A 13998-nucleotide genomic window follows, 5' to 3' on the forward strand; every position below is an offset into this window, starting at 1 on the left:
TCAACCTTTTCATTTATGTCACTTTGTCGTCGCAAAGCTTGTTATGTATTAGCTTGTGCAAATATTAGGCTTTAAGCCACGTGAATGGCCACTGGAGTGCCATTAAATGCTGCATTTCCCGTTAGCATATCAACTCTAGCCGCATCCGTTAAATCATTAATGCTCACACCAGGTTGGGCAGAAGCCACCGACATATTGATGCCTTGCTGATTATGGCCCCACCCTTGCGGCATACTCACAACACCTTGTTGAATATCGTCGGTAATTGTCACTTCGATTTTGATTTGGCCAACGGCAGAACTGACTGACACGATTTGCCCCTGTGTTATCCCAAGCTGTTTAGCATCTTCAGAATGCACTTCTAAAGTACACGGATTTTTACCCTTAGTTAACCGCTCAGAGTTTTGTGTCCAAGTATTATGGCTTTTCACTAATCGGCGACCAATTAAATCAAATGGATATGTGTTATCACGAGCAGCTTGAGTCATCACGGCATTTAAGCGTGGCAAGTCATCAACATACACTTGTGGGAATAAATTAACCTTACCATTTTCGGTTTTAATGCGTTGTTCGATACAAGGCATTAATGGGCCAAGATCAATACCATGTGGATTATCAATTAACGCTTGCAAGCTGATGCCTTGCTCGCCATACGGGCCCTTTTTAAGTTCCATATCCAGTATCATTTCTGGGGTAACGTTTTGCATTGGGTCATCGGCAGGCAGGTTTAGCATTCTGGCTGATATCTCTTTTAATATTTGCCAATCGCTACGTTGGTCAGGCTCTTTTTCAAATAATGGTGCTGAGTACTTCACCGTGTTGCGCACCGAAAATGAATTAAAGAAAATATCAAAGTGGGAGTTCTCTACTCCTGTTGTGCCAGGTAAAATAATGTCTGCGTATTTAGTGGTTTCATTTAAATAGATATCAACCGACACCATGTATTCAAGGCCTGCAAAAGCTTGTGCCAATTTATGGCCACTGGGCGCTGACAACACCGGATTGCCCGCGACAGTGATGAGGCTTTTAATTTGCCCTTCACCCTCGGTTTGTATTTCTTCTGCTAAGGTTGCTACCGGAAACTCGCCATTAAAGAATGGCAATTGACGAACACGAGTTTGATGTTGACCAAATGAGCTTTTATGGCCACGTTTATGATTGCGTAATAAATCAAACGCAGGTTGTGGAAACATCGCCCCACCGGCACGGTCAAAATTGCCGGTAATAATATTGAGCACATTGGTGAGCCATAAACATAAGCCGCCAAATGATTGAGTTGACGCGCCCATGCGGCTATAACACACCGCAGAGTCTGCAGCTGCCATGTCATTAGCCAACGTGCGAATACTCACAGCATCAATACCGACAAATTCTGCTATGGCTTCTGGCGAATAGGCCTTGGCAAGATTGGCTACCTCATCAAGTCCTTCAACCATGTTATCTAAATGACGTAAATTGACCTTATCATTGGCAAATACACAATGAATTAATGCCAGTAACAACAGTGCATCTTTTTCAGGTCGAATAAATAAATGCTGGTCGGCAATTTTAGCGGTGCGGGTTTTACGCGGATCGACTACGACAATTTTTCCACCGCGTTTTTGAATCGATTTCATTCGCCCTATCACATTGGGCGCGGACATCATGCTGCCGTTTGATACCACCGGATTAGCGCCAATGATCAACATAAAGTCAGTTCTATCAATATCCGGGACCGGAATTAACATACCCGCGCCAAACATAAAGTTAGACGCGACATGATGGGGTAATTGATCCGCAGAGGCTGAGCTAAAGCGATTGACCGTGCCCAATGACTTCATAAAAGGTTTAAGCACTAACGCATTGCCTAAGCTGTGGGCGTTAGGGTTACCTAAATACACCGCTAATGCATTTTTGCCATGTTGCTGTTGAATACTTTTAAACTTAGCGGTGATTTCACTAAATGCGTCATCCCAACTAATGGCTTGCCAACCTGAATCGGTACGTTTGATTGGGGTTTTTAAGCGATCTTTATCAGTATAAAAATCTTCCAGCGCCAATGCTTTAGGGCAGTTGTAACCTTGGCTAAAGGGATCGAGTTGATCGCCTTTGATCGACAAAATCTGTTTGTCTTGATAGCTGATTTCCAAGCCACACATGGCTTCACAAATATTACAATTTCTATAATGGGTTTTTATGTCGCTCATATATATCGCCTGACTTGGATTAGTAAAAAGAATGTTAAAGATTAAAATAAGTCTTCAAGCCATTTCTTGGCACTGCCAAGTACAACCATTGATTTAAGTTTAAACAAGGCAAATGTATCGCCATCTTGCAATTCTGGTTCACCGCACCGAGGATCAGAGCGTTGTAATGCACCTGTCATACTGTGATCAATTGGGATAGGCTCGCAGCCATGATCTGATTCACAAATAAAATCCCACTTTTCACGCGCAGGTAAATGACAAGTGAAGCAATTACCACCAAAGCGGTTATTCACATCAGTGAAACCACGTTTAGCGATAGTTGAGCCTTTTTCATCGACGACTAATTCAAAAAACTCCCAGTCTCCTGTAGCTGGAAATGTTCCAGCTTCGCGCTTTACCATCACTTCAGTTGGCACTAACTGAACCACAGATCCCTCAGGATAAACCGATCCCTCTGGGTTATCAGCTACTGCTAAAGTACCTTCAATATTACCAAGGAGATTATCGACATAAAAATGGCGAACTGGTGTCATGTCTCTGATGCAATTAAAGCTGTTGTCATCAATATTGACGGCATTGGTCGCAGCATTAATTGAAAATGCTGAGGCCGTAAATAGCACCGAGCTAATGCCAATAACAATCAGTTTATTTCTCTTGTTCATGGTGAATTCCCTTTAGCAGTCTGGTGGTGATTAACTTGTCACCACCAGATTATTTGAACCATCGTGGTATTGAATGGGTTGTTTTATAATTTGACGATTAACTTGCCTTTGTTTTTACCACTGAAAAACAAATTCAAGCCGGTCATTGCAGACTCAAGTCCATTTAATACGTGAGCACGATGCTTAATTTGCCCTTTCATCACATAAGGGGTTAATTTTTCGAGTAATGCAGGCACATCACCGAAATGATCTGGCATGGTGAAACCTTGAATAATCAGACGTTTTTTAATCACTTGGATCCAACTTGGGCCTAAATCAGGTACCGCTTTCGGATAATCCGCAATCATGCCGCACACCACAATACGCCCATGGGCATTCATTCTGGCAAATACATGATGTTGAATTGGGCCGCCGGTATTTTCAAAATACACATCAACACCATCTGGGGTTAACTCGGCAAGCTTTGCTGCAATATCATCGGTTTTATAATTAACTGCGCCGTCAAAACCAAGCTCGTTTACTATCCAATCTGCTTTTTCGTCGCTGCCGACAACGCCAATTACTCTTAGGCCATCCGCTTTAGCAAGTTGACCGACAATAGAGCCAACTGAACCTGCCGCGCCAGAAACCACAATAGTTTCACCTTTTTGTGGTTTACCTACGTTGAAAAGACCTTGTGTTGCAGTTAAGCCCGGTAAGGCGAATACCGATAAAATAGCTTCGTCTGGTAATGGCGCGGTGACTTTATTTAACCCTGCACCATTACTTAAAAAGTATTCTTGCCAGCCCATCATGCCCATTACGCGGTCGCCCACTTTAAAATCAGGGTGATTACTTTCAACAATTTCACCAATGCCTGAGCTGCGCATCACATCACCTAATTCAACAGGTGGAATATAGCTTTCGGTATCTGGGCTCATCCAACCAAACATGGCTGGATCGAGTGACATGTGTGTTTGTTTTACCAAAAATTGCCCTTCTGCCACTTTTGGCATCACTTTTTGGACCACTTCGAATAATTCAGGACCGACTGGGCCACCGGTTGGACGGGCGATTAAGTTAATTGCTTTGTATGTTGTCATGTTCAAATCCTTTTTTTAATGAGTTAACGTCAACACAGTGATGACGACTTTTTAATTGATACTCAAAATGAAACATTGTTGTCTTTAAGCGAGTAACGGCTCGATGCTTTTAATGCTGTGGATATTCTGCTGTTGATAAAAACCTTTAAAATGTTCAGCTAACTTTTCACTTTCAACAAATACCTGTTGCCAATACTGTAAGCGCTGCTCCGGTTTCATTTCGACAAAATCGCTACGGTCTGGAATTTTATTAAACGGCAGTGATGCAACAAACTCAGCAGATGGACATAAAAGCACGGTTTTGTTGTAGTGTTGTACACGCGCTTTACGAGACAGGTTTTTATCAAACCAACCAGGCTTTAATGTAGAACTGAAATGTGGATACAGAGTTAACCCTTCATTTTGAATATTAAAATCAAAATGATAGTCTATAATCCCGCCATCGCGGTACATGCCTTGTGGGCAGTCGGCAATGTCTTTTATGCCTTGCATCACGATAGGAATAGAGCCAGATGCTAACAGCGCCGCTTTAATATTCCGCTGGCTCAATGCCATGGACGTGGTAGCAATATTGTCAGGATCATAAAGACTTAAATCGCTTTGACCATGTTGAAAAATATAGCGCTCATACTGACTGTTAAGCAGTGGCCTGCTGATGGTATTTCTAATAAAACTATTAAATAAGCCAGCCCCTTGCTTGAGTTTATTTTCTGATGCGACCAATCCATTGCATTTAGCCACAATAAAATGGGCTTTAAAGACTGGGTTATTAATTATTTCATCTGCACCAGTGTCACCAAATAACTCATCTAGTAACTCAACTGCTTTAGCAGTAATTTCATCCGGTTGTGGTTTAGTGTCATTAGAATAAACAGTTTCACTGTAATTTTTGGCTAAACGTTCTATCGCCGCAACCGGGTCATTTTGGGCAAAGCACGCGGCGCGAAAAGCGCCAGCACTTGATCCAATCAGGTTTAAAGGTTGTTGTCTGCCTTTAAAAAACTCACCAAAAAGGTATTTGTCTAAGCCCAGTAAGGTGAACCATTTAGGCCCACCACTGGCACCAAGGAAAGAGCTGAATAAATCTGGAGTAAACCCCTGTTGCTGTATTGTTTTTAAAGCCGTTTCACCGGCATATATTTCTAACATATGATTCTTATTATTAAACTGCCGCAATACATGCCGACAGCTGCCCTTGTTATTTTATGCTTGTGCCTGATTCCGAAGATCTTTACGCAATACTTTACCCACATTGCTTTTAGGCAATTCATTCATAAACTCAATGATTTTAGGCCGTTTATAGTTAGTCAGCATTTTATTGCAGTGATCAAAAATATCTTGTTCTGTTAATGTTGGGTCCTTACGCACGATATACACTTTGACGCGCTCGCCAGTAATATCGCAAGACACACCCACTGCAGCGGCTTCAAGTACGCCTTCATGAGACACAATCACTTCTTCAATTTCGTTAGGGAACACATTAAAACCAGACACGTTAATCATGTCTTTTTTACGGTCAACAATCTTAAAGAAACCATTTTCGTCCATAGTGGCAATGTCACCGGTTGCCAACCAACCATCGATTAATACTTCATCGGTGGCTTTTTGGCGATTGTAATAGCCTTTCATTACTTGCGGGCCTTTAACCCACATTTCACCAGGTTCACCTAATGCAACATCTTCACCATCGGCACCCACTAAACGAATATCGGTTGATGATGCCGGTAAGCCAATCGAGCCGTTGTAGCTTTTTTGGTTATAAGGGCTCATTGTCACTAATGGCGCACATTCTGTTAATCCATAGCCTTCAAGTAAACGACTTTTAGTCACTCGTTCCCAATGTTCTGCAACCGGCCTTTGCACCGACATTCCGCCGCCAAAACCCATTTTTAATGCACTGAAATCAAGTTGATCAAACCCTGGAGTATTCAACAGTCCGTTAAACAAGGTGTTCACACCCGTAATGACAGTAAAGCGATATTTAGCCAGTTCTTTAACAAAGCCAGCCATGTCTCTTGGGTTGGTGATTAATAAGTTGGTACCACCAAACGGTAAGAAGGCTAAGCAATTAGAGGTTAGTGCGTAGATATGATAAAGCGGTAATGCAGTGATAATCAGCTCTTTGCCAATTTCATAAACGTTCTTGGTAACCGCATTGGACTGCTCAAGGTTGGCAACCATATTACGGTGAGTTAACATGGCGCCTTTTGATGGGCCAGTGGTACCACCGGTATATTGTAAAAAGGCTAAGTCAGATCCTATAACGTCAACAGGCTTAAAGGTTTTTTTACTGCCTTTTGCCATGGCGTCATTAAATTTAACCGCATTAGGTAAATCGAACGCAGGAACCAGTTTCTTAACATGCTTAATTGCGCCGTTGACTAATGCGCCTTTAATAAGGCCTAATCTGTCGCCCACACCAGTGGTGATAACATGCTTAACATCGGTTTTATCAATGACGGCCTGCAATACATGGGCAAAGTTTTCTAGTATTAGAATGCCCTTGGTACCAGAGTCTTTTAATTGATGTTCTAATTCACGTGGGGTATACAGTGGATTGACATTCACCACGGTTAATCCCGCGATAAGTGCACCAAATAATGCGATAGGGTATTGCAGTGTATTGGGGATCATAATGGCAAACTTATCACCTTTCACTAGCCCTAAATCTTGCTGTAAATAGGCGGCGAAGTCTGTCGCTTGCTGAGCAAGCTGCTGATATGTAATGCTAACATCCATGTTGATAAACGCCGTATTAGCAGCGTATAACTTGGTATATTTAAAAAACAAATCTGCCAATGAGTTGTATTTATCTGGATCAATTTCAAATTCAACCCCAGGCGGATAACTCTTTTCTAGCCAAATCCTTTCCATAATACTGTCCCCAATTATTACAATATTGTCAGCAGCCTGGTTCAGCTGCTGTGATTATTATTTTTATTCTTAACACACCTTAACAAACACTAACCTACACCCAGTTTTACAACACTTCAAATAAACCTGCAGCGCCTTGACCGCCACCAATACACATGCTGATCACGACGTATTTAACACCACGACGTTTACCTTCAATTAACGCGTGCATCACCATACGAGTGCCACTCATGCCATAAGGATGACCAATAGAGATTGCGCCGCCGTCGACGTTTAAACGATCATATGGAATCCCGAGTTTTTCGGCACAGTAAATGACCTGAACCGCAAATGCTTCATTGATTTCCCACAAACCAATGTCATCAATATTCAAACTATGACGTTCAAGCAACTTAGGAATGGCAAAAATTGGACCTATGCCCATTTCATCTGGCTCACAACCTACAACCACCATGCCTCGGTAAACACCTAACGGCTTAAGACCGCGTTGCTCAGCGAGTTTTCGTTCCATTACTACAACAGCTGCAGCACCGTCAGACAGTTGCGATGCGTTACCGCCAGTAATTGAGCCGTTATCTTTTACCGCTTTTAAACCCGCTAAGCCTTCAATATTGGTTGAAGGACGATTACCTTCATCTTGAGTTAAGGTGACTTGTTCTTTAGTGATATCACTGCTGGCTTTATCCATCACCAATTTTGTACACGTAACAGGCACCATTTCGTCATCAAATTTACCTGCAGCTTGTGCATCTGCAGTGCGTTGTTGCGAGATTAATGCATAAGCATCTTGTGCTTCACGCGAGATGCCATAACGATTAGCAACCACTTCGGCGGTATCAAGCATCGGCATATAAATCGCTGGACGATAAGCTTTAACGCTTGGGTCGACCGCTCGGTGCATGTTCATTTTATCGTTTTGAACCAAGCTAATTGAGTCACAACCGCCAGCCACCACTACGTTAGCGCCATCACAAACAATATGATTGGCAGCGATAGCAATAGACATTAACCCTGAAGAACATTGACGATCTACCGTCATACCTGGCACGGACACAGGCAGTTTTGCCGCCATTGCCACTTGACGACCAAAGTTCATCCCCTGGTTACCTTGAGTTAGTGCGGCACCAAAAATACAATCTTCAATTTCATTTGGGTCAATACCCGCACGCTCAACGGCTGCATTAACAGCAACTGCAGCTAATGTTGGAGCAGATAAATCATTAAACGCACCGCGGTACGCCTTACCAATGGGGGTTCTCGCTACAGATACAATGACGGCTTCTCTCATGATAATTCCTTGTTTATATGTCTTCTAAGACATGTATTTAATCAGGTTTTGAGGTTGAGCTAAGTATTAGTCATAATCACAAGAACAGTTAACGAAACAGCTCAACCTACATTAGAATCATTTACTGTTGCTGCGATTTCATAAATGCCATCGCCTTGATCACAAACTTCTCGCCTTGTTGAGCACCAGACTTCAACGCTTTTTGATTATCTTGCGCAGTGAGTTTCTCCCAGTTGTCACGCACCGTTTCTGGGGTTTGTGATGCTTTAGGGATAAAACAACCTTCTGTTTCAAAGATACTGGCACTTGAATAACCACCCGCTCCGGCACATAAAATAAAGCGGTTTGGCGCGTGTTCATCACACAAGGTCAACATACCCGCAGTAACCGCTTCTGGCGCGAAGGCTTTAACGATTTCTTCAGGCATTAAATCTTCAGTCATACGCGTCCCCGCAGTGGGAGCTAGCGCATTGATGTGGATATTATTTTTTGCACCTTCAAGCACTAAGGTATTCATTAACCCAAGCACTGCCATTTTGGCTGCACCATAATTAGACTGACCAAAGTTACCGTACATGCCGCTTGACGATGTGGTCATCACAATACGACCATAATTTTGCTGCTTCATGATTTCCCACACTGCTTTAGTGCAGTTAACCGAGCCCATCACGTGCACATCCATGACTATTTTAAAGTCATCTAAGGTCATTTTAGAAAACGACTTATCTCGTAAAATTCCGGCATTATTAATTAAAATGTCGACACGGCCCCACTTATCCATGGTTTGTTGCACCATATCTTGCACTTCATCAAAATTAGCGACGTTTGCACCATGGCTAATGGCTTCACCGCCCATGTCTTCGATTAACCGAACCACTTCTTGAGATGCTGCAGAAGATGCGCCGCTGCCATCACGTGCGCCACCTAAATCATTTACGACTACTTTGGCGCCACGTTTGGCTAATTCCAATGCATGTGAGCGCCCTAAACCATTACCGGCACCTGTGACTATGGCTACTTGTCCTGCAAAACTGATCGTCATACTATTTCCTTAACGCTTTTTAATTTTTTATTGTTGTTTTATGTTCATGTGATGGTGACAAATGATAGAAATCTACTTAACCATTTGAACTGAAATCCACTCAGCAACCAATGCAGGGGTATCGACACCTTCAATCTCAATCGTCACCTCGGTTGATAAACGGAACTGTCCTGGTTTCTTTTCTTCAATAGACAGTGTTTTTGCATGTGCTCTAATGCGACTATTAACGGTAACGGGTTGTAAAAATCTCACTTTATCGAAACCAGCATTCAGGCCCATATAAAAGCCGTCAATCATCACGCTAAATTCTTCTGCAAAATGCGACAGCATTGACAGTGATAAGAAGCCATGAGCAATAGTTGAACCAAACGGAGTGGCTTTGGCTTTTTGTTCATCGACATGAATAAATTGGTGATCAAGAGTGCAATCTGCAAACTGATTAATCTGATCTTGAGTGATTTGAAACCAACTTGTTGGTTCAGCTTGAAAACCAATATAGTTTTCTATGTCATTACGATTGATTACTGTCGGCATTGTTCCCTTTCCTCTTGTACCTTCAAGTACTGTCCATGAATGAAATTTAAGCGATATCTCATGCTAATTGGGGTGGGAGCATTAAACAAATGAATAGTTTTAATATCAAGCTATTCGCAATATGAATAGCATAGGTGTTTGATACCGATTAAAACTGAGTGGTGTTAAAAACAAAAAAGCATTACTCAGAAATGAGTAATGCGCTAATAATAAAGGAATAATGATTGATTTAATTCAACAAGCTCGACACACCAACACTTGGCAGCAATGGCTAATGATTATCTATAAGCTGATAATAATGCTTCTCTACCCAATCTAGCTTAGATAACTGATCTCAGGGTGAATATAGCAATTCAACTAGAAGTCACTTAGCCCGGCTTCAACCTAGGTCAACATAAGACGAGTCGAACTAGAACCAGTCCGCTTGCATGTCATAACTGGTACTGTCGGTGCTCATTAACAAAGATGACCACACTGCAATTTGAGGTAATTCAAAACGATAAAAATACTGTGACGCCTGCAATTTACCTTTATAGAAAAACTCATCTGCTTGATGCGGTTGTTTCGCTAAAGCTTTAGTGGCAACCATACTTTGCTTAAGCCATAACCACGCAATAATGACGTGGCCAAACAACTCTAAATACTTAACTGAGTTGGCTAACGCTAAGTCGATCTTCTTCGTCGCCATACCGTTTAACACGGCTTCTGTTGTCAGTGTTAATGTATCAACTGCTTGGCTTAATTGTTGAGTATATTGCTCTAAGCTGTCGTATTCTTTTGCTTGCTCAATGGTTTTAGCTATTTCGCTTAAGGTGGCTTTATAACCCTGCATCTTATTCATCGGCACTTTACGGGTGATCAAGTCTAACGATTGGATTCCCGTGGTACCTTCATGAATTGGGTTTAAACGGTTATCACGATAAAACATCTCAACCGGATGCTCATTGATGTAACCATGCCCACCCATAACTTGAATGGCATAAGAGTTAGCTTTAGGGCCATATTCAGATGGCCAGGTTTTAATGATTGGCGTTAAAAAATCTAATAAGGTATGTGCATGATCACGTTGTTCAACGGTGTCTGCTGTACGTTCATCATCACTTAATTGAGTACCGTACAACACTAACGCCATTGCTCCTTCAGCATAGGCCTTTTGCGCTAATAGCATGCGCTTTACGTCAGCATGTTCAATGATATTCACCATAGGTGATTGTGGATCTTTACACGATGGTAAACGCCCTTGTGGGCGGTTTTTAGCATAATCTACAGAGTATTGATAACCGGCTACAGCCAATACTGCACCACTGGTGCCGACCATAATGCGGGCTTCATTCATCATATGGAACATGTACTTTAAACCGCAATGTTCTTCACCGACTAAATAGCCTATCGAACCATTTTTTTCACCAAAACTTAATGCTGTAGAGGTTTGTGCGCGGCCACCCATTTTGTGAAATAGCCCAGCGAGAGCCACTTCATTGTCTTCACCGACTGATCCATCGTCATTAAGCAAAAACTTAGGTACCACAAATAACGATATACCCTTCACGCCTTTTGGTGCACCTTGAATACGCGCCAACACTAAGTGAACGATGTTGTCGCTTAGATCATGATCGCCACCTGAAATATAGATTTTATTGCCAGTAATCCGATATGTTCCGTCTTCCGACTTAACCGCTTTGGTAATTAAGTCACCTAACGCTGAGCCGCTGCCAGGCTCAGTCATGGCCATGGTGCCCATAAATCGGCCTTCACGCATAGGCTTAACCCAAGTGTTAATCAGCTCTGGACTGCCATGTGCTTGTAACAGGTTGGCGTTGGCTGTGGTTAACATGTTGTAACCCATACCCACACCGCCAGCCACGCTTAAAAATGAGGCTGCTGCACTGGCAATAATCGGCGGCAATTGCATTCCACCTAAATCATAATCTGCTGTCGCAGCGCCAATACCAGACTCATTTACCGCATCAATCGCGGTTTTAAGTTCTGGGATGATATGCACTTTTTTACCATCAAATGTTGGTTGATGAGTATCGAGTTTTTGACGGATAGGAAGAAAATATTTTTCTGCGATCGTTTTAGCCGTGGTGACAACTTCATTGAAGGTTTGGCGGTCGTGATCTTGATAACGTGCTCGGCTAGTTAACGCTTCACTATCAAACAGTTCGTAAAGCATAAATTCTAAATCGCGTTCATTCATTAACGTTGCAGGCATAATATTCTCTTCTTATCTTATTGCTGAGCAGATGTAGGTCACTGCATCTTTTTACAATGAATCTTAATGAGTAGTAACAATGTCTTGGTGTTTACCAAGACATACTCGATTGGCTTAAAATGCTGATACGCCACCATCAACCGCAATACATTGCCCGGTCATATAGGTGTTGGCTGGAGATAACATCATTAACATTACAGCGACGATTTCTTTTGGCTCACCTAAACGATTCATTGGTGCACCACGGGCCATTTTCTTTTGCTTTTCTTCGTCGGCAAAGTTAGTCACCATAGGAGTGAGAGTAAAAAATGGGCATATCGCATTAATACGAATATTCTCGCGACCATATTCAACCGCACCGGTTTTGGTTAAGCCAATAACAGCATGTTTTGCCATAGAATAAGCGCTGCCTCGAGCCGCGCCACCTAAACCCGCCATTGAACTCACATTGAGAATGGCGCCCTCGCCTTGTTTAAGCATTTGCTGTATTTGATGACGCATGCCAAATTGCACACCTTTAACATTGACAGCAAATTGGCTGTCCATAATAGACTCATCAATATGATGCAGCGGCATAAACTCGTGCGCAATACCGGCATTGTTAACGCCAATATCCACTCGACCAAAATACTCAATCGCTGCATCTACCATGGCTTTGCAAGATTCACTTTTAGACACATCGCATTTCATTGCGACGACTTCCGCACCCGTAGCGGCAATAGCATCAGCCACTTGATGTACGCCTGCTTCGTTAATGTCGCCTATAACCAACTTAGCACCGCGCTTTGCCAACTCTTGTGCCAGTAATTGTCCAAAACCTTGTGCAGCGCCAGTAATAACGGCGACTTTGCCAGTAAAGTCTAATAATGGATCCATGCGAGTAACTCCTGTAATTGATGGTCTTATTTTTATATTGAGAGTGTGGTAGTTAATTTTTTATCATTTGTTGTTAGCTTCAGTCTTTACTATTAAAATAGATGTTACCGTCGGTTTGTAGCGGTAGATGCCGTTGATAGAACGTTGTTATTTTTCTTGAGCGACAACCTGCAACGCCATTTGTGCTAGCGGTTCAACGAACGATCCGACTTTATTTGCATGCTCATTTGACGCATTGCCCTCAGCGGCACGTTTTGCCACACCTTGGGCAATTGCCGCTAAGCGGAAAAAACTAAACGCCAGATAAAATACCCAGTTTTCAATCCGTTCAATGCCCATGCGTTGGCAATATAAATCGACATATTCTTGTTCTGTCGGAATGCCTAAACTACCGCGGTCGACATCTTTTAAACCGTCAATACTGCCCATCCCAGCTGGCATACGCAGTTGCATGCATTGGTAAGCAAGATCGGCAAAAGGATGACCTAATGTCGATAATTCCCAGTCAAGTAACGCAATGACCCGTGGCTTATCTTTGGCAAACATCATGTTGTCTAATCTAAAATCACCGTGGACTAAACACACACGGCCATCATCTTCGGGTAAGTTGTCTTCAAGCCACTGACTTAGCTGGTCCATTGCAGGTATTTTCTTAATCTCGGTTAACCGATATTGCGATGTCCAGCGAGTCAATTGGCGCTCAAAGTAGTTACCCGCTTTGCCATAATCACTTAAGCCAACGGCATCAACATCAACACTGTGCAATGCAGCTAATACTCGGTTCATTTCGTTGTACATCGCTGAGCGGCGTTCATTGGTGTCTATCTCGGCTAACGATGCGCTCCAATACACAGTGCCATCGCAATATTCCATTAAATAGAACATTGAACCGATAACAGTAATGTCTTCACACAGGTGAAATACTTTTGCGACCGGCACATCGCTGTCTGTTAAGGCATTGAGCACCCGATATTCACGATCGACCGCATGCGCAGATTTTAATAACTTACCTGAAGGTTGGCGGCGTAATACATACACCCCAGATTTCGCGGTGACTTTAAATGTCGGATTAGACTGACCGCCGGAAAATTTTTCTAAGGTGATCGGGCCTTCAAAACCATCGACATGATCTTGTAAGTAAGCAGTCAGCTGTTGATTATTAATCGATAATACTTGTGGCATTTAGCAATACTCTTATTGTTATTTTTGAGTCTTTTTCAATCAAGTTTTTGATACAGT

Annotated in this window: 11 protein-coding genes; all 11 read right to left on the bottom strand. The window is 42.5% G+C overall.

Translation table 11 applies throughout. The annotated features are described in order from the left end of the window. Positions 1–71 precede the first annotated feature (71 nt). The 11 genes from EGC86_RS10525 to EGC86_RS10575 all read right to left on the bottom strand — a co-directional run bounded on the left by EGC86_RS10525 (position 72) and on the right by EGC86_RS10575 (position 13941). Positions 72–2186, bottom strand: a complete 2115-nt coding sequence (locus tag EGC86_RS10525) for a molybdopterin-dependent oxidoreductase (protein ID WP_123777515.1) — start codon at positions 2184–2186, stop codon at positions 72–74. Positions 2187–2227: 41 nt separating this feature from the next. Next, on the bottom strand, positions 2228–2848 hold the full coding sequence (locus EGC86_RS10530) for a hypothetical protein (protein WP_123777517.1): 621 nt from the start codon (positions 2846–2848) through the stop codon (positions 2228–2230). Between the two features lie 83 nt (positions 2849–2931). Beyond that, positions 2932–3930: an NADP-dependent oxidoreductase gene (locus EGC86_RS10535; protein ID WP_123777518.1), complete on the bottom strand. Its 999-nt coding sequence runs from the start codon at positions 3928–3930 to the stop codon at positions 2932–2934. An 84-nt stretch (positions 3931–4014) separates the two neighbouring features. Continuing rightward, positions 4015–5079, bottom strand: a complete 1065-nt coding sequence (locus EGC86_RS10540; protein WP_123777519.1) for a patatin-like phospholipase family protein — start codon at positions 5077–5079, stop codon at positions 4015–4017. A gap of 54 nt (positions 5080–5133) precedes the next feature. Continuing rightward, on the bottom strand, positions 5134–6804 hold the full coding sequence (locus EGC86_RS10545) for an AMP-binding protein (RefSeq protein WP_123777521.1): 1671 nt from the start codon (positions 6802–6804) through the stop codon (positions 5134–5136). Positions 6805–6910: 106 nt separating this feature from the next. Further along, positions 6911–8092, bottom strand: coding sequence for an acetyl-CoA C-acyltransferase (locus EGC86_RS10550; protein WP_123777522.1), 1182 nt, complete (start codon positions 8090–8092; stop codon positions 6911–6913). A 121-nt stretch (positions 8093–8213) separates the two neighbouring features. Then, positions 8214–9134 carry an SDR family NAD(P)-dependent oxidoreductase gene (locus EGC86_RS10555; RefSeq protein WP_123777523.1) on the bottom strand — a complete coding sequence of 307 codons (921 nt, stop codon included), beginning with the start codon at positions 9132–9134 and terminating at the stop codon, positions 8214–8216. A 72-nt stretch (positions 9135–9206) separates the two neighbouring features. Continuing rightward, positions 9207–9668 carry a MaoC family dehydratase gene (locus EGC86_RS10560; RefSeq protein WP_123777525.1) on the bottom strand — a complete coding sequence of 154 codons (462 nt, stop codon included), beginning with the start codon at positions 9666–9668 and terminating at the stop codon, positions 9207–9209. Positions 9669–10077: 409 nt separating this feature from the next. Continuing rightward, on the bottom strand, positions 10078–11883 hold the full coding sequence (locus tag EGC86_RS10565; RefSeq protein WP_123777526.1) for an acyl-CoA dehydrogenase: 1806 nt from the start codon (positions 11881–11883) through the stop codon (positions 10078–10080). A gap of 114 nt (positions 11884–11997) precedes the next feature. Next, complete coding sequence (locus tag EGC86_RS10570) at positions 11998–12759, bottom strand: SDR family NAD(P)-dependent oxidoreductase (RefSeq protein ID WP_123777527.1); 762 nt, start codon at positions 12757–12759, stop codon at positions 11998–12000. A 147-nt stretch (positions 12760–12906) separates the two neighbouring features. Beyond that, a complete protein-coding gene (locus EGC86_RS10575; protein WP_123777529.1) occupies positions 12907–13941 on the bottom strand; it encodes a phosphotransferase family protein in 1035 nt (344 codons plus the stop codon). Positions 13942–13998: the final 57 nt, after the last annotated feature.

Origin of the sequence: Shewanella frigidimarina (assembly GCF_003797125.1) — a bacterium.
Taxonomy (GTDB): domain Bacteria; phylum Pseudomonadota; class Gammaproteobacteria; order Enterobacterales; family Shewanellaceae; genus Shewanella; species Shewanella frigidimarina.